The following is a 16,733-nucleotide window of genomic DNA, read 5'->3' on the forward strand; positions in this document are numbered from 1 at the left end:
CCGCACCGGCTAGACGTTCGCTGTGGGCAAAGAGTCCCCGGGTCCTGCCACCGCGTACTGTTGTTGGGTGACTACAACCCGTGGCGGGTACCCCTCCGAGGACCACGCTTCAGAGCTTCTTTCCCAGCCCCGGCACGGGGATTACGACGGCGGAGCAGCCGGCGGCAATGACGCGGACGGCAGCGCGCCAACAGGACCTGCGCCTCGCCGGAGCCCCAGGGTTTCAGCCATGATGCTTGCCGGTATGACGGCGCTGGGCCTCGGCATCGCCGTCGGGGTCCTCCCTGTGCCGTACGTCATCGAGTCCCCGGGGCCCACGTACAACACGCTGGGCCAGGGCCAGGGGACTCCCGTCATCAAGGTCACCGGGCATGAGTCCTACCCGGCGGCCGGCAACCTGGACCTCACCACGGTGTACGTCGACGGCGGCCCCAACAGCCCGGTCAGCATCCTGACCGCTTTTTCCGCCTGGCTGGACCGGTCCAAGTCCGTTTATCCGGTGGAGCTGATATATCCGACGGGGACTACCAAGGAAGAAGCCGCGGAGCAGAGCGCCGTCGCCATGACCACTTCCCAGGAAAATGCCGTCGCTTCGGCCCTGAACGAGCTGGACATCCCCTTCGGCCAGCAGCTGCAGACCGCGGGCCTGTCAAACGGATCGGCCGCGGAAGGCAAGATCCAAACCGGGGACGTCCTCAAGACCATCAACGGCAAGGACATTACGTCACTGGCCGTCATCCAGGAGGAGCTCGCGGCAGGCAAGGGCGCCCCGGCAGCAGTGGTGCTGGAGCGGGACGGCCAGCCGGTGACTGAGACCATCACCCCCAAGGACAACGGCGAAGGCCGGTTCATCCTCGGGGTGATGCTCAAGTACCTGTTTACGTTCCCCTTCGACGTGCACATTTCGCTGGACAAAGTGGGCGGCCCGTCGGCCGGACTGATGTTCTCCCTGGGCATCATCGACACCGTCACCCCCGGCGACCTGACCGGCGGGAAGCACATCGCCGGCACAGGCACCATTTCGCCGGACGGCACTGTTGGTGCCATTGGCGGCATCGTGCAGAAAATGCAGGGCGCCCGCGCCGGGGGAGCCACCCTGTTCCTGGCACCCGCGGAAAACTGCGGGGAAGTGGTGGGGCACATCCCGGATGGGCTCCAGGTGGTCAAGGTGGGCAAGCTCGCGGAGGCGAGGGCCGCCGTCGAACGTGCCGGCAGCGGCCAGGACACAACGGGCCTGCCCACCTGCGGAAACAACTAGACTGGGCGCATCTAGACTCGACAGGAACTAAGCCTTACCGCCACTCGTGGCAAAGGTGACGGACAATTCCAGCTGCAGGCCGGGGGAGTACGTCACTCGCACGCACGCTTCGAACATCTGACGACCAGCTATGAGGTACCCAGTTTGTCCCGTCCCGCCAGCACCATGTCCACCGGCAGACCCCCTTCCCGACGCGGCGCGCTGACGCCCACCCTGATCGTTGTTGCCCTCGTCGTCGTGGGCTTCATCTTCTTCGCCAACGTCTGGACCGATGTCCTTTGGTACCGGCAGCTGGGGTTCATGGAAGTCTTCATCACCGAGAACCTCGCCAAGATCGCCATCTTCGCTGCCGGGTTCGCCGTGATGTTCACGGGCGTTTTCTTCGCCATCCGCATTGCCTACCGCTCACGGCCGGTCTACGCGCCTGATTCCGATATCCGGGACAACCTCAACCGCTACCAGGCACAGCTGGAACCGGTACGGCGGGTGGTCATGATTGGCCTGCCCATCCTGTTCGGCCTCTTCGCCGGAAGCGCTGCCGCGAGCCAGTGGCAGAAGGTACTGCTCTTCTTCAACCAGGTGGGCTTCAACAAGCAGGACCCCCAGTTCAACATGGACATCAGCTTCTATGTGATGGTCCTGCCCTTCCTGGGATTCGTCACGGGCTTCCTGATCAGCGTGGTTGTCATTGCCGGCATCGCCGGCATCCTGACCCACTACCTTTACGGCAGCATCCGGCTCATGGAGCGCGGCGTCTACACCGCCCGTGCCGCCCAGATCCACATTGCCGTCACCGGTGCCGCGTTCCTGATCCTGCTGGGCATCAACTTCTGGCTTGACCGGTATTCCTCGGTGCAGAGCAATGGCGGCCGCTGGGCCGGCGCCCTCTACACGGACGTCAACGCCGTCATCCCCACGAAGGCCATCCTCGCCGTCGCTGCCGTGCTGGTAGCTGCCCTGTTCATCGTGGCAGCCATCATCGGCCGCTGGCGCCTGCCGGTCATCGGAACGGCGATGCTCATCATCACGTCCATCCTGGCCGGTGGAGTGTACCCCTGGGTGATCCAGCAGTTCCAGGTCCGTCCTTCGGAAGAAACGCTGGAAAAGGACTACATCCAGCGGAACATCGACAACACCCGCAGCGCTTACGGGCTCGATGGAATCCAGGAGACCCGCTACGACGCCACCAACACCGCAACCTCAGGCGCACTGGCCCCGGACGCCCAGACCACCGCGAACATCCGACTCCTGGACCCGAACCTGATCTCTGACGCATTCTCGCAGCTGGAACAGTACCGCCCGTACTACCAGTTCCCGGAAGCCCTCAACGTTGACCGGTACGAAGTGGACGGCAAGATCCAGGACACTGTGATCGCTGTGCGGGAGCTGAACCCCACCAACGTGGCATCCAACCAGCAGGGCTGGTTGAACCAGCACGTCGTCTACACGCACGGCTACGGCGTGGTGGCGGCCAAGGGCAACAAGTTCACCGTGGACGGCAAGCCTGAATTCCTGCAGTCGGGCATCCCCTCCAATGGCGTCCTGGGCAACGACTCCTCCTACCAGCCCCGCATCTACTTCGGTGAATCCTCACCCGAGTACTCGATCGTCGGCGCTCCGGAGGGCACCGCTCCGCGTGAGCAGGACCGTCCTTCCGGCCGCGAAGGCGAAGGCGAAACCCAGTACACGTTTACCGGCAATGGCGGCCCGAACGTGGGCTCGTTCTTCAACAAGGTCCTTTACGCCATCAAGTTCCAGTCCTCGGACCTGCTGCTCTCGGACGGCGTGAACTCGGAGTCGCAGGTCCTGTACGACCGCAACCCCCGGGAACGCATCCAGAAAGTTGCGCCGTACCTCACCGTTGACGGCAACGCCTACCCGGCGGTTGTTGATGGCCGCGTGAAGTGGATCGTGGACGGCTACACCACCAGCCAGTACTACCCCTACTCGCAGCAAAAGCAGCTGTCTGAGGCCACTGCTGACACGCAGACCACCTCCGGCCGCGCCGTGGCCCTGCCGAACAGCACCGTGAACTACATCCGGAACTCCGTCAAGGCAACCGTGGACGCCTATGACGGCTCCGTCACCCTTTACGCCTGGGATGACCAGGACCCCGTCCTCAAGGCCTGGAACAAGGTGTTTCCCACGTCCCTGAAGCCCTATTCGGAGATGTCCGGTGCGGTGATGAGCCACGTCCGCTACCCGGAGGACCTGTTCAAGGTCCAGCGTGAACTGCTGGGCCAGTACCACGTGACGGACCCCCGCAGCTTCTACAAGAACAACGACGCCTGGAGCGTTCCGGCCGATCCCACCGTGGACACGGACGTCAAGCAGCCGCCGTTCTACATGTCGCTGCAGATGCCGGACCAGGACAAGCCGGCGTTCCAGCTCACGTCATCCTTCATTCCGCAGATCGTGAACAACAACGCCCGCAACGTCCTCTATGGCTTCCTGGCGGCGGATTCCGACGCCGGTAACCAGGCAGGGGTCAAGGGTGAGGGCTACGGCAAGCTGCGCCTGCTCAATATCCCGCCGGAAACCCAGGTCCCCGGCCCGGGCCAGGCGCAGAACAAGTTCAACTCCGATCCCACGGTGTCCCAGGCCCTGAACCTGTTGCGCCAGGGTGCCTCGGACGTGCTGAACGGCAACCTGCTGACCCTGCCTGTGGGCGGCGGCATCCTGTACGTGCAGCCGGTCTACCTGAAGTCGACCGGTGAGACGTCGTATCCCACCCTGCAGCGCGTGTTGGTGGCGTTCGGCGACAAGGTGGGCTTCGCACCCACCCTGGATGAAGCTCTGAAGCAACTGTTCGGCGGTAATTCCGGCGCAGCAGCAGGCGATTCGGACAACAACGGGCAGGCGCCTGCCGGGCCGGCTGCTCCGTCGGAGCCGGGAGCGGACGCCAAGGCTGAGCTGAAGGCGGCGCTGGACGAAGCAAATGCTGCCATCCAGGCTGGCCAGTCGGCTCTCTCGACCGGTGACTTCGCCGCGTACGGTGAGGCGCAGAAGCGGATCACCGCGGCGCTGAAGAAGGCCGTGGATGCCGAGGCCAAGATGCCCGGCACCACCCCGGAAGCCAGCCCGGCACCGACGGCCACGCCGTCACCGTCGCCCAGCAACTAGCCAGGCTCGCGGGGTCCTGAGCCGCCCCCGGGCGGCCAGGACCTGAACGAAAGTACGACGACGAAAAGCGGCACCCGCTTCCTCCGGGAAGCGGGTGCCGCTTGCGTAACGGACGTCACGCTCTCCCGATTTGGCCTGGCGTTCACCTCCCGGTAAAGTAGATCCTGCGACGCGGGGTGGAGCAGTTCGGTAGCTCGCTGGGCTCATAACCCAGAGGTCACAGGTTCAAATCCTGTCCCCGCAACTGGTAGAAGACCCGGACACTGGAAACAGTGTCCGGGTCTTTTTTGTGCTCCTGGATGCGTCGGTTGGCGGTGGCACATCACGTCTCTGGCGAGTTGACGGGAGGGGCTCTGGGCCACGTGGTCACGGCGGCCCAAAAGATAGGGTAGTGTTGATCAAGCGACGCGGGGTGGAGCAGTTCGGTAGCTCGCTGGGCTCATAACCCAGAGGTCACAGGTTCAAATCCTGTCCCCGCAACTATGGAAAGACCCCGTTCGGCACACCAGCCGGACGGGGTCTTCTTTTTTCCGTGGATCGGGATAGTTCCTAGTATTCTCGTTCGCAGGGCTTGCGTGCTGCGAGCACCTGGCCAGTCATTCTCGAGAGGAATGTAGTTCGATGTCCACACCCACGAAGAAGCCCGGCACCGCCACGGGTAAGCGGTCCCGACTCTACTGGGGCGTCCCGGCCGTCCTCGTGGCGCTGGTACTGGTGGTCCTCGCCGCCCGATGGCTTGTGGGCCTTCCAGCCGTGGCTTCCTTCGTGGCTGACTACCCGGGGCATTCAGAGCTGCCGGACTCGGCCCCGGAGGGCTTCCCGGCGTGGCTGGCATGGCAGCACTTCCTCAACGCCTTCTTCCTGCTCCTGATTATCCGTACGGGCTGGCAGGTGCGGACCACCACCCGTCCCAGCGCCCACTGGACGCGCAACAACAAGGGCCTGATCCGGACCAGGAATGCGCCAACGAAGATCAGCCTTGAGCTGTGGTTCCACCTCTCTTTGGACGCCCTGTGGATCCTCAACGGCCTGGTGTTCGCTGTTCTCCTGTTTGCGACCGGCCAGTGGATGCGCATCGTGCCCACCAGCTGGGATGTCTTCCCGAATGCCGTTTCGGCCGCCCTCCAGTACGCATCGCTGAACTGGCCCACCGAGAACGGCTGGGTCAACTACAACGCGCTCCAGCTGCTCACGTACTTCATCACCGTCTTCATCGCCGCACCGCTGGCGTTTATCACCGGGCTGCGCATGTCCGGTGCGTGGCCCAAGAAAGCTGCCGGCCTGAACAAGGCCTACCCCATCGAGTGGGCCCGTGCCGTGCACTTCCCGGTGATGATCTACTTCGTGGCCTTCGTGGCGGTGCACGTGTTCCTGGTCTTCGCCACGGGGGCGCTCCGGAACCTCAACCACATGTACGGTGTGCGTGACGACGACGGCTGGTACGGTTTCTGGGTCTTCGCCGCTTCCGTGGCCGTCATGGTTGGCGCCTGGTTCCTCGCCCGCCCGCTTTTCCTGCGCCCCATCGCGTCACTGATGGGCAAGGTCAGCCGCTGACCCTGGTGGCCCGTAGAGGCGGTCAGGAGTCCTTGAGCTTCTGGTAGGCATCCAGTGCCCGCTCCCGTGACTCGGGGAGTTCCACCAGGGGCTGGGGGTAGCTGTCCAGCTCCGCCGTCCAGGGTTCGTGGATCGCTTTGCCCTCAAGGCCGGCGATCTCCGGGATGAACCGGCGCAGGTACTCGCCGCCGGCGTCGAACTTTTTGCTTTGGGTTACCGGATTGAAGATGCGGTAGTAGGGCGAGGCGTCCGCGCCGGAGCCGGCCACCCATTGCCAGTTGGCGGGATTGTTTGCGGCGTCGGCGTCCACCAGGGTGTCCCAGAACCATTGTTCGCCTACCCTCCAGTCAGTCAGGAGGTTCTTGACGAGGAATGATGCCGCTGCCATGCGGACGCGGTTGTGCATCCACCCGGTCTGCCAGAGCTGCCGCATGCCGGCGTCAACCAGCGGATAGCCGGTCTGGCCCTGCTGCCACGCGGCCAGTTCCTTCCGGCTCAGGGATCCCCATTCGAACTTCTCGAAGTCAGGCCGGAAGCTCCGGGTGGCCAGTTCCGGATTGTGATAGAGCAGGTGCCAGTTGAATTCCCGCCAGCCGAGTTCGGAGCGGAAGATGCCGACGTCGGCAGGAACCTGCCGCGGATGGCGGCGGCGGATCTCACGCCACACCCGGAACGGACTGACTTCGCCGAACCGTAGGTACGGAGACAACCGGCTGGTCCCTTCAGTGCCGGGGATGTTCCTTCCTGTCCCGTAGTCCTCGATGGGACCGTCCAGGAAGTCTGTCAGGCGGTCCAGCGCGCCCTTTTCGCCGGGCACCCACGTTTCGGCCAGCCCTCCGCTCCAGTCGGGCGAGGTGGGCAGCAGCTTCCAACTGCTTAGGGAGTCGCTTGCCGGGAGGCCGCGGCCGGAGGAAGCAGGTTCGGGAAGGTCTTGGGGAGGGTCGAAAGGATCCCGGATATCGCCTGCTGCCAGGCAGGCGCGCCAAAACGGTGAATAGACCTTGTACGGGCCGCCTGCGCCGGTCTTAATGGTCCAGGGCTCGAAGAGCAGGTTGGCCTGGAAGCTGGAGGCCTCGATGCCGTTCCCGGCAGCCCATTCCTTCAGGCCGGCGTCGATATCGCGTTCCGGCCCGCCGTAGCGGCGGTTCCAGAAGATGTGGCCCGCGTGTGTCTGTGCAGCCAGTGAACTGATGACATCCGCCGCCTTGCCGCGGCGCAGCACCAGCCGCGAACCCTTGGCTTCCAGATCGGCGCTGAGTGCCGCCAGCGAGTGGTGCAGCCACCACCGGGTGGCCCCTCCCAGCGCCCTAACTCCGTGCGACTCCTGGTCCAGTACATAGACCACTGTCATCGGTGCGCCGAGGTGGGCAGCTTCGGAGAGTGCGGGGTTGTCGTCGAGGCGAAGGTCGTCGCGCAGCCATACGAGTGACGTCAGATCTGTGGATGCCATGCCACCACGCTACACACCGGGGAACGGCAAAGGGCCGGGACTTTCCGTCCCGGCCCTTCAGCGTTGGTGATTACCTGCTCCCGCAGGCTCAGAGCTTATCGAAATCCGCCTCATCCACGGTGGATGCGGAGTCGGCCGAATTGCCCGAACCGATGGCCTGGGTGCTCTTGCCTCCGGACTTCAGTGCGGCCAGGCGGGCCTCGATCTCCACCTGTTCACCGAGGTCTTCCAGCTGGTTGAACTGTGCGTCGAGGCTCGACGCGGCGAGTTCCTGCTGGCCGCGGACCTTCGCCTCTTCACGGCGGATCTTCTCCTCAAAGCGTCCCACCTCGCTGGTGGGATCCATGATGTCGATGCTCTTGATGGCGTCGTGGACCTGCGTCTGTGCAGCCGCGGTCTTGGACCGTGCCACCAGTTCGTTGCGCTTGCTGGTGAGCTGGTTGAGCTTGCCCTTCATCATGTCGAGGCCGTTCTTGAGCTTGTCAACCACTTCGCGCTGCGAGGCGATGCTGGGCTCAGCGCCCTTGGCCTCGCTCTCGGCAGCCATCTGGCGCTGCAGGGCCACCTTGGCCAGGTTGTCGAACTTCTCGGCGTCCGTCACATCACCGCTGCTGCGGAACTCATCGGCCTTGCGCGAGGCTGCCAGAGCCTTGTTGCCCCAATCGCGGGCATTGCGGACATCCTCGTTGTAGTCGTCTTCGAGCATGCGGAGGTTGCCGATGGTCTGCGCCACGGCTGACTCAGCCTCGGCGATGTTGTTGGTGTAGTCCCGGACCATCTGGTCCAGCATCTTCTGCGGATCCTCAGCGTTGTCCAGCAAGGAGTTGATGTTTGCCTTCGCCAGCTGAGCGATGCGGCCGAAAATGGACTGCTTAACCATGGTGTTACCTTTCGTCCTGCTCTGTTGTGGCCACTGCTGCCGGTGAACAGTGGTGTACTGCGTCTACCCGCCCACCGGCATTCCGGCGGGCGCCTAGCTTGTGGTGGTCAGAAGTCGCCTCCGCCGCCGGAGTCGCCGCCCCAGCCGCCGCCCATGTCGCCGCCGAAACCGCCGGAGTCTCCGCCGAAACCGCCACCACCGTCGCCGTGGCCGCCGCCCCAACCGCCGCCACCGCCGCCGTTGAGGATGGAGTTGATCAGGATGCCGCCCAAAATCGCGCCACCCAGGCCGCCGCCTCCGCCGCCACCGAACATGCCGCCCCGGCCGTAGCCCTGGTTGGCGTAGCCGTCAAAGTGGTCCACGTCCGCCTGGGCCAACTGGGCTGCCTGCGCGGCGAGGGCGTGTGCCTGCTGTGCGTAGGTGAGGGCTGTGACGGGATCGGTCCGTGCAATGGAGAGGGCGTAGTCCAGGTTCCGCTGGGATTCCGCCAAACGGGTCCGCGCCTCAGTGCCGACGCCGCCGCGGCGGGCCGTGATGTAGTCCGAGGTGGCGCTGATCTGTGCCTGGGCGGACATGATGGTCTGCTGCAGCGAGGCCTGGGCCCGGCGCGCCTGTTCCTGCTGGTCACGGATTCCGGTCAGCGACTGGTCAAGGGACTGATGGGCAGTCTCAACCCGCTGCAGCGTGGCCATGGGGTCGATCTTGCCACCCTGGATTTCGTTTTTGACCTGCGCCAGGGCAGCCTCGACGCCTGCTACCGGGCCGGCAAGCTCAGGGTGGGCGCCTGACTGGATCATGGCCCGGGCCTGGGCCAGGTCCTGGGAGGTGTCCACCACCGCTGCCTCAAGGCTGTTCCGGGCTTCGTCCAGGCTGGACGAGAGCTTGGAGATGGCATCCATCAGGACATTCGTCTGGTGGAGGCTTTCCTCGGCAGCGCGCACGGCCACGGCGGCGAGGCTTGCTTCGCCCTCATCCAGTTTCAGCTGCGCGGCGGTGCTGGCGTTCTTGACGAAGGCGAGGCGTTCCTTGGCCTGGAGGATGTTGTCGGACACCTGGGCCAGGGCGCTGTCGGCGTACTTGGCGCGCAGCGTGGTGAGCGATTCCTCAGCGTTGGCAATCTTTGCATCGGCGTCGCGCGCTCCGGCATTGACGGCGGCAAGGGCCTGGGGAGCATTCTTTTCGAGTTCCCGCAGCGAGTCGAAGTCCGCCTTCTGCTCCTGCAGGGAGGCCAGCGCGGCCTCTGACCGCCGGATGATCTCGCCCAGCCAGGTCCGCTGCTGCTCTTCAGTGTCCGGGATGTGGTCGTCGAGCTGCTGCTGGAGCTTGAACGACTCGGTCATGTGGGCTTTGGCCTCATCGAGGGCCTTGGTGAAGTTGCCGACGGCGGAGTCGCCGTACTGCGCCTGGGCGAACATGAGTTCCTGCTCGCTGGACTTGATGGCGTCATCAGCCTCGATCAGCAGCGGGCCGCTCTTGCGGCGCAGTTCCTCGACGCTGAGGGAAGCCAGCGGGTCCACCTGGCCACCCTGGGGTCCATAGCTGGCGCTCGAGGCCTGTCCGGCCGCCTTCTTGCGGCGGTTGCGGAAATACAGGTAGGCGCCGGCACCGCCGGCGGCCACAACACCTGTACCCACGAGCACCGCGGCCCCGGCTCCGCCTTCGGACGGGAGCTTACCGCTGCCGCCGCCCGCGGCGTCGCCGATCGCCGATGCCGCGTTGATTGCAGCCTGCGCATAGTTGTCGTTGGCGAGCTGCGGCCCGATGGCTGACGACTTGATGTTGTCGATTTGGGCGGTGGTGAACTTACTGCCGCCCTTGTTCAGGGTGTACTGCCGGGTGTCTGTGGCTACCGCAAAGATGAGGGCGTTGGACCCGAGGTTCGCCTTCTGCGCTACTTCGTCAGTCCAGGCTTCGCGATCCGTGGGGTTTTCGAACTTCTTCACGGTGACGACATGCAGCACGGTGGCGTGGTCGGTGCCAAGCTTCTTGATGGCAGCTTCGACCTTGGACTTGTCTGCGCCCAGCACTCCGGCCGAGTCGACGATCTTGCTCTGGGGATCCAGGGTGACCGGATCTTCGGCCCAGGCCGCGCCGGCGGGCACCGCCAGCAGGCCGGTAAGGCCAACGACGGCGAGAATACGTTTGAACTTTGACCGCATGTGCAACCCTTCAGCACGCCTGACACCGATTCCGGACGAATCAGTCGTCACGAAATCCAGCAGCGCCCCCACGCTCGGTGTGAAGCCGCAGGTCGCTGTGGCATTTCATCTTGATTCTATGGTGCACCCCACAGGCCGTCCATTGAGCTGAATATGCCACCAGCGAAACGTTGCTGGCGGGGTCGCTTCCAGGTGAGGTCATAGCTGCTGGGCAGGAACCGGCCGCGTTCAGCAAGCTCCCAGCAAACATCCGAACTTGTTCCAGCGACGGGGTACATAGTTAATGCAGACGAGGATGAAAGGAAGTCCCATGACTGAGAACCAAAGTTCCGGACAAGGCCCCGAGGACAGCCGGTCCACCAGCCGGAATCCCTGGCAGCAGCCCACCATGCCGGGAGACGGTCCCACGGACGCTCGGCATGCGGACAGTCCGGGTACCGGCCCTGAAGCAGCAGGAAGCCAGGGCGCGGACGGCAATACTCCTACCCATGCGAACACCGGGGGAGCTGACCAAGGGCGCCAGCACCCCACGGAACAGTTCGAACGGCAGGCCACGGACAACCCCACCCAAGAAATTCCGCGGGGACAGCACCCCGAGTACCCGCAGCGCCAGCCGTTCTACGGCCAGTCGGCCTATTACGGGCAGAACCCGCAACACGAGCAGAACCAGCACAACGGAAACGCGCACCACTACGGCCAGCCCGCTGCCGGAACTGCCCACGGGGCACCCGCTGGCGGCGTTGGATTTGCCCCCAACGCCAAGGATGCACCTCGGCGCAAGGCGACGTTCGGCGTCGGGACCCTGGTGGCCAGCATCCTTGCTGCCGGCCTCGTGGGAGGCGGCGTTGCCACAGTTGGTTCCGGCGAGCTGTTCGGCAGCACGGGAACCTCCACGACGGCCAGCAGCAACAGCCAGCCCGGCACCGTGATCGTTAACAACCAGGACAGCGTCAACGAGATTACCGCCGCAGCCGTGAAGGCCTCACCGAGCGTGGTCACCATCAGCGCCACCAGCGGGAGTTCCGGCGGAACCGGCTCGGGCATCGTCCTTGACGACCAGGGCCACATCCTCACCAACACCCACGTGGTGACCCTGGACGGCCAGTCCGCCAACGCCAGCCTGGAAATCCGCACCAGTGGCGGCAAGGTTGTTCCCGCCAAACTGGTGGGCACCGACCCGTTGTCCGACCTTGCGGTGATCAAGGTGGATGACACGTCCGGGCTTACGCCTGCCACTCTCGGCGACTCTTCCAAGCTCAACGTGGGCGATACCGCCATTGCCATCGGTTCACCGCTGGGACTCACCGGCACCGTGACGGACGGCATCGTCTCAACCCTCAACCGCACCATCAGCGTGGCCTCATCGGCAGCACCCGAAGGCGGCGACAACAGCCAGGGCGGAGACGAAGGCTTCCAGTTCGCGCCTCCCGGCGGCGGCCAGAGCCAGCAGAATTCAAGCCAGGGATCCATCGCCATCAACGTGATCCAGACTGACGCGGCCATCAACCCGGGCAACTCCGGCGGCGCACTGGTCAACAGCAAGGGCGAGATCATCGGCGTGAACGTTGCCATCGCCTCCGCCGGCTCGGGCACTTCATCCTCCTCCAGCGGCAACATCGGTGTTGGCTTCAGCATCCCGATCAACAACGCCAAGCGCGTGGCACAGGAGATCATCGACAACGGCAAGGCGTCCCACGGGCAGCTGGGGGTCAGCGTTAAGGCAAAGACGACCTCCGGAGCATCCTCCGAGTTCTCCGTCGGTGCAGACGTTGCCACGGTCGAAGCCAACTCGCCCGCAGCCAACGCGGGGATCAAGGTGGGCGATGTCATCACCAAGTTCAACGACCTCGCCATCGGTGAGCCCAACCAGCTGACCGCGGCTGTCCGCGAACAGCCGGCAGGGTCTTCCGTGAAGATCACCGTCCTGCGCAGCGGCCAGGAACAGACGTTCGACGTCAAACTGGGCACCGCGGCCAGCTAAGGCCACCTCACCGGTGAACCGGCAATAACGACGGCGGCGCCGCACCTTCGGGGGCGGCGCCGCCTTCGGGTTGACCACCCTGCCGCCGGGTTTCCGGATGCGGGCGTCCGCGCAGGGAAACGCACGGACACAGGGGTTAACCGGGCGTCACATGGCGGTCGCAATATGGTTAGCTAGACCTACCCGCATGCCGGGCACTCCGCGGCCATGACCTCACCCGGCTGGCTGTCCACAAGCATGGAAGGCTGCTGTCACTACAGTGGAAGATACTTTGAAGATTGTCGTCCTGGTCAAGCATGTACCGGACGCCCAGTTCGACCGCCACCTCAACGGGGAGGGCAACACTACGGACCGCGATGAAAGCATCCTGTCAGAGCTGGACGAGTACGCGCTCGAAGCGGCGCTGCAGCTCGCCGAAGCACGCGGCGGCAGCAAGGCCGGCAACCAGGTCATCGCGTTGAGCATGGGCCCCTCCGGCGCAGTCAACGCCGTCAAGAAGTCCCTGCAGATGGGTGCCACAGAAGGCGTCCACCTCACCGACGACGCCCTGGCAGGCTCCGACGCGGCCGCAACGTCGCTCGCGCTCGCAGCAGCCATCCGGCACCTCGGCCAGGTGGACCTGGTCATCACCGGCATGGCGTCCACTGACGGTGAGACGTCCCTGGTGCCGGCGCAGCTGGCCGAACGGCTTGGCCTGCCTCAGGTGACCTTTGCTTCCTCGCTGGAGGTCGGCGGCGGCAGCCTGACTGCGCGACGCGACGCGGACACTTCCTCGGAAACCGTGGAAGCGCCGCTGCCCGCCATTGTGTCCGTGACGGACCAGATCAACGAGCCCCGGTACCCCAACTTCAAGGGAATCATCGCTGCAAAGCGCAAGAGCATCGCCACGCTGTCCCTCGCGGACATCGGAGTTTCCCCCGACCAGGTTGGCTTCGCCGGCTCCTGGACCACGGTGACCAGCGCCGAAGAACGGCCGCCACGGACCGCCGGCACCATCATCACCGACGAAGGCGACGCCGGCATCAAGCTGGTGGACTTCCTGGCCGCCCAGAAGCTGCTCTAAGAGGATCACAGACATGGCAAAAGTACTCGTTTTCATTGACAACCCGGGCGCAGCCCTGAAGAAGAGCAGCCTTGAGCTGCTCACCCTGGCCCGCTCGCTGGGGGAGCCCGCCGTCGCCGTCAACGGTGAACTCACCGACGCCGTCGCCGCCTCCCTCGCCGAATACGGCGCCGCGGCCGTGCTGCGGCCCTCTGCCCAGGACCTGAACGATTTCCTGGTTGCCCCCAAGGCCGCCTTCCTGGCGGCCGCCGCAGAGAACACGGGAGCCGGCGTCGTCCTGCTGGATAACTCGCCGGAAGGCAAAGAAGTAGCGGCACGCCTGGCCATCCGGCTCAACGCCGGCGTCATCACAGACGTCGTGTCCGTGGATGCCGACGGAACCGCCCACAAGTCGGTCCTGGCGGGGTCCTACACCACCGCCTGCAAGGCCAAGACCCCTGTGTCCGTCCTGACCATCAAGGCCAACAACGTGGTACCGGAACCGGCGGCAGCAGCCTCGGCACCGGAAACCGTGACCGTGGAGGTTTCAGCCGGAACCGTTCCCGCTGCCCGCATCACTGCCCGCGAGCAGAAGGCGGCGAGCGGACGCCCCGACCTGACGGACGCACGCGTAGTAGTGGCCGGCGGTCGCGGGATGGACGGTGACTTCGGCCCTGTCGAGGAACTGGCAGACGCCCTGGGCGCTGCCGTGGGTGCATCCCGTGCGGCTACCGACGCAGGCTGGATCAGCCACGACGCCCAGGTGGGGCAGACCGGCAAGACCGTTTCGCCGCAGCTTTACATCTCGGCAGGCATCTCGGGCGCCATCCAGCAGAAAGCCGGAATGCAGACCTCCAAGGTCATCGTCGCGGTCAACAAGGACGCTGAGTCTCCCGTCTTCGAAATCGCAGACTTTGGAATCATCGGCGACGTTTTTGATGTGCTGCCCCAGGCAGCGGCGGAAATCAGGAAGCGCAAAGGCTGACCTTGGCTGCACTGATTCAGCAGGACCAGAGCCCGTTCAATCCGGAAATCCACCGGGTGGAGCGGGTGCTCTGTTTCGCGGCCCATCCGGATGACATCGACTTCGGAGCTGCCGGGACCATCGCCGCATGGACGGCGGCAGGGGTTCAGGTGAGCTACTGCATCATGACCGACGGCGACGCCGGGGGATTCGACCCGGCCCATCGGGCAGACATCATCGCCATGCGCGACGCTGAGCAGCGGAGGGCAGCCGAACTCGTGGGCGTCTCCGACATCCATTACCTCCACGAGCGCGACGGCTACCTCGAACCGACGCACGAGGTGATGCGCGGAGTGGTGCGGCTTATCCGCGAAATCCGTCCCGACGTCGTGCTTTCCATGCATCCTGAACGCAACTGGCGGCGCATCCAGAAAAGCCATCCGGACCATCTGGCGGTGGGGGAGGCCGTGACACGCGCCGTCTACCCGGCGGTCGAAAACCCCTTCGCCTACCCGGAACTGGCTGAAGCGGGGCTCGAAGCCTACAAGCTGCCGTGGCTGTGGCTCTATGCAGGCCCGGAGGAGCGTGAAAACCACGTGGTGGACGTGACCGGCCACGTGGATGCCAAGCTTCAGGCCATTCACGTGCACGTGAGCCAGCATCCGGATGTGGCAGCCATGGAGGCAGCCGTCAGGCAGGGCATGAGCGTCAACGCCCAGCGGGCCGGGCTTCCGGCAGGGCAGAGCGCAGAGGCGTTCCATGTAGTGGCCGTGAACGGCCCAGGCACCATCGCCGGCTTCTAGCCGCCAGCGCAGAACACCCCGCCTCCTTCAGGAGGCGGGGTGTTCTGCGCATTCGGGGTGCGGCTACGCTCCGAGCGGAGCAGCTGCGACCGTGGGCAGGGTGGGGGTGCGGGAACCGCCTACAGGCTCCACGGTGATTCCGAGCGTTGCGGCTGACGAAATTCCTTCAACCACAGCCGGCTTGGACAGTGCTTCCTTGTCCATCAAACCCTGGGAAACTGGTGCCGAACCGTCCTTGGGAATGAGCCACATCTGGTAGACCTTGCCCGCCGGAGGCGCCGGAACGCCGTTCATCTTCACCACTGCGGCGTTTTCCGAGGGCGAGATGAACAGTGTCGCCGTGCCGCCACCGGTAACGTCCACAGACGCCTCGCGCAGATCCGACGCCCGGACTACCTGGTTGACGGGATCGTTCTGGTCTGCGAAGTACGCTCCCAACCCGACTCCGCCCAAAGCTATTGCCGCGGCAGCAGCAACGCCCGCGAGCCAGCGGCGTGTTCCCGAAGGCCGGCGCCGTTCTTCCCGGCGCTGGCGCGCCATGGCGAGTTCATCGCCGTCCGCCGCGGCGGGGACTGTTGCCGGTGGGGCTTCGGTGGCCACTGCGTGCGCCGGAAGCTGGGCGACAATCCGTTCAAAGAGATCTGCGGGGGGTTCTTCCTCGACGCGGAAGGTGGCAGCCAGTGTTTCCCGCGCCTGGCGGACCCTGCCGAGGAAGGCCTGCCGCTCGGGCTCCGGTGCGGAGGAAACGTACTCGTCGATGGCCCGCCGCTCCTGGTCCGTCACTGCGTCCAGGGCATAAAGCTCCGCGAGATCCACGGCCCTGCCTGATGCGAGGTCCGCGGCAACCGTATCGCCAAAAGATCGGCCGTGGTGTCCATGGTTCATGTCTGTCATCTCAACTCACCCCCAAACAGGTCTTCAATCGGATCAGCCCGTCGCGGATTCGGGACTTAATGGTTGGTACTGCAGCGTTTAGCCGTTCAGCGACTTCCCGGTAAGTAAGGCCACCGTAATAGGCCAGGCGTACTGACTCCTGCTGCGTTTCGGTCAAGGTCTCCAGGCAGCGGACCACAGCTTCGGCTTCCAGCCTGCTGCTCACCTCGTCGGAAACGCTGTCATGCTCGATGTCCTGCGAGCTCGCGCCGTACTTTGCCTCGCGGTCGCTGGAGGACTGTGCCGACCTCACCCGGTCCACGGCCCGCCGATGGGAAATGGTCATCAGCCAGGAGAGCGGGCTTCCTGCCGAGGAATCGAACTTCGCAGCGTTCTGCCACACCTGCAGGAACACTTCCTGGGTGGTGTCTTCGCTGAGTTCGGGGTCGATCAGCACCCGGCGCGCCATGCCGAATACCCTGCGTGACGTCAGCCGGTAAAACTCGGCAAACGATGCCTGGTCGCCCCGCGCTATACCCTCCAGCAGAACTGCCAGTTGGTGGCTCGAGTCAGCCGGGGGATCTGTTACTGCTGCCACAGCCTCGGTGTTTGGCGCCTTGGGAGTCTCCATTGCTTCCAAGCATAA

At 64.8% G+C, this 16,733-nt stretch carries 12 protein-coding genes and 2 tRNA genes; 9 read left to right on the top strand and 5 right to left on the bottom strand.

What is annotated here, in order from left to right; genetic code table 11:
- Positions 1–67 precede the first annotated feature (67 nt).
- The 5 genes from ACFV4R_RS00795 to ACFV4R_RS00815 all read left to right on the top strand — a co-directional run bounded on the left by ACFV4R_RS00795 (position 68) and on the right by ACFV4R_RS00815 (position 5,935).
- Positions 68–1,258, top strand: a complete 1,191-nt coding sequence (locus tag ACFV4R_RS00795; protein WP_377202768.1) for a PDZ domain-containing protein — start codon at positions 68–70, stop codon at positions 1,256–1,258.
- 165 nt (positions 1,259–1,423) lie between these two features.
- Positions 1,424–4,381 carry a UPF0182 family protein gene (locus tag ACFV4R_RS00800; protein ID WP_377202838.1) on the top strand — a complete coding sequence of 986 codons (2,958 nt, stop codon included), beginning with the start codon at positions 1,424–1,426 and terminating at the stop codon, positions 4,379–4,381.
- A 170-nt stretch (positions 4,382–4,551) separates the two neighbouring features.
- Positions 4,552–4,625, top strand: a tRNA-Met gene (locus tag ACFV4R_RS00805).
- Between the two features lie 162 nt (positions 4,626–4,787).
- Positions 4,788–4,861 (top strand) — tRNA-Met (locus ACFV4R_RS00810).
- A 141-nt stretch (positions 4,862–5,002) separates the two neighbouring features.
- Positions 5,003–5,935 (top strand): cytochrome b/b6 domain-containing protein, encoded by a 933-nt coding sequence (locus tag ACFV4R_RS00815; RefSeq protein WP_377202767.1) that lies wholly within the window; start codon positions 5,003–5,005, stop codon positions 5,933–5,935.
- A 22-nt stretch (positions 5,936–5,957) separates the two neighbouring features.
- Here the strand turns inward: ACFV4R_RS00815 and ACFV4R_RS00820 are convergent, their stop codons facing one another.
- The 3 genes from ACFV4R_RS00820 to ACFV4R_RS00830 form a co-directional block, all read right to left on the bottom strand.
- Positions 5,958–7,385: a cryptochrome/photolyase family protein gene (locus ACFV4R_RS00820; RefSeq protein WP_377202766.1), complete on the bottom strand. Its 1,428-nt coding sequence runs from the start codon at positions 7,383–7,385 to the stop codon at positions 5,958–5,960.
- Positions 7,386–7,473: 88 nt separating this feature from the next.
- Positions 7,474–8,265 carry a PspA/IM30 family protein gene (locus tag ACFV4R_RS00825; protein ID WP_377202765.1) on the bottom strand — a complete coding sequence of 264 codons (792 nt, stop codon included), beginning with the start codon at positions 8,263–8,265 and terminating at the stop codon, positions 7,474–7,476.
- A 107-nt stretch (positions 8,266–8,372) separates the two neighbouring features.
- Complete coding sequence (locus ACFV4R_RS00830; RefSeq protein ID WP_377202764.1) at positions 8,373–10,424, bottom strand: TPM domain-containing protein; 2,052 nt, start codon at positions 10,422–10,424, stop codon at positions 8,373–8,375.
- A 310-nt stretch (positions 10,425–10,734) separates the two neighbouring features.
- Between ACFV4R_RS00830 and ACFV4R_RS00835 the strand changes: the two genes are divergently transcribed.
- The 4 genes from ACFV4R_RS00835 to ACFV4R_RS00850 all read left to right on the top strand — a co-directional run bounded on the left by ACFV4R_RS00835 (position 10,735) and on the right by ACFV4R_RS00850 (position 15,214).
- Positions 10,735–12,405, top strand: a complete 1,671-nt coding sequence (locus ACFV4R_RS00835; RefSeq protein WP_377202763.1) for a trypsin-like peptidase domain-containing protein — start codon at positions 10,735–10,737, stop codon at positions 12,403–12,405.
- 271 nt (positions 12,406–12,676) lie between these two features.
- Positions 12,677–13,468 carry an electron transfer flavoprotein subunit beta/FixA family protein gene (locus ACFV4R_RS00840; RefSeq protein ID WP_377202762.1) on the top strand — a complete coding sequence of 264 codons (792 nt, stop codon included), beginning with the start codon at positions 12,677–12,679 and terminating at the stop codon, positions 13,466–13,468.
- A gap of 13 nt (positions 13,469–13,481) precedes the next feature.
- Positions 13,482–14,432: an electron transfer flavoprotein subunit alpha/FixB family protein gene (locus tag ACFV4R_RS00845; protein ID WP_377202761.1), complete on the top strand. Its 951-nt coding sequence runs from the start codon at positions 13,482–13,484 to the stop codon at positions 14,430–14,432.
- 2 nt (positions 14,433–14,434) lie between these two features.
- Positions 14,435–15,214 carry a PIG-L deacetylase family protein gene (locus ACFV4R_RS00850; RefSeq protein ID WP_377202760.1) on the top strand — a complete coding sequence of 260 codons (780 nt, stop codon included), beginning with the start codon at positions 14,435–14,437 and terminating at the stop codon, positions 15,212–15,214.
- Positions 15,215–15,277: 63 nt separating this feature from the next.
- On the opposite strand, the gene ACFV4R_RS00855 is transcribed toward ACFV4R_RS00850, so the two are convergent.
- Positions 15,278–16,108, bottom strand: coding sequence for an anti-sigma factor domain-containing protein (locus ACFV4R_RS00855; protein ID WP_377202759.1), 831 nt, complete (start codon positions 16,106–16,108; stop codon positions 15,278–15,280).
- 1 nt (position 16,109) lies between these two features.
- Positions 16,110–16,718, bottom strand: a complete 609-nt coding sequence (locus ACFV4R_RS00860) for a sigma-70 family RNA polymerase sigma factor (RefSeq protein WP_377202758.1) — start codon at positions 16,716–16,718, stop codon at positions 16,110–16,112.
- Positions 16,719–16,733 lie beyond the last annotated feature (15 nt).

Source organism: Pseudarthrobacter sp. NPDC059871 (assembly GCF_042731175.1).
Classification (GTDB): Bacteria; Actinomycetota; Actinomycetes; order Actinomycetales; family Micrococcaceae; genus Arthrobacter.

Excerpts from the sequence above, each read along its gene's own strand:
- ACFV4R_RS00800 (WP_377202838.1), top strand. The coding sequence starts at position 1,424 with ATGTCCACCGGCAGACCCCCTTCCCGACGCGGCGCGCTGACGCCCACC.
- ACFV4R_RS00815 (WP_377202767.1), top strand. The coding sequence starts at position 5,003 with ATGTCCACACCCACGAAGAAGCCCGGCACCGCCACGGGTAAGCGGTCC.
- ACFV4R_RS00820 (WP_377202766.1), bottom strand. The coding sequence starts at position 7,385 with ATGGCATCCACAGATCTGACGTCACTCGTATGGCTGCGCGACGACCTT.
- ACFV4R_RS00825 (WP_377202765.1), bottom strand. The coding sequence starts at position 8,265 with ATGGTTAAGCAGTCCATTTTCGGCCGCATCGCTCAGCTGGCGAAGGCA.
- ACFV4R_RS00830 (WP_377202764.1), bottom strand. The coding sequence starts at position 10,424 with ATGCGGTCAAAGTTCAAACGTATTCTCGCCGTCGTTGGCCTTACCGGC.
- ACFV4R_RS00835 (WP_377202763.1), top strand. The coding sequence starts at position 10,735 with ATGACTGAGAACCAAAGTTCCGGACAAGGCCCCGAGGACAGCCGGTCC.
- ACFV4R_RS00845 (WP_377202761.1), top strand. The coding sequence starts at position 13,482 with ATGGCAAAAGTACTCGTTTTCATTGACAACCCGGGCGCAGCCCTGAAG.
- ACFV4R_RS00855 (WP_377202759.1), bottom strand. The coding sequence starts at position 16,108 with ATGACAGACATGAACCATGGACACCACGGCCGATCTTTTGGCGATACG.
- ACFV4R_RS00860 (WP_377202758.1), bottom strand. The coding sequence starts at position 16,718 with ATGGAGACTCCCAAGGCGCCAAACACCGAGGCTGTGGCAGCAGTAACA.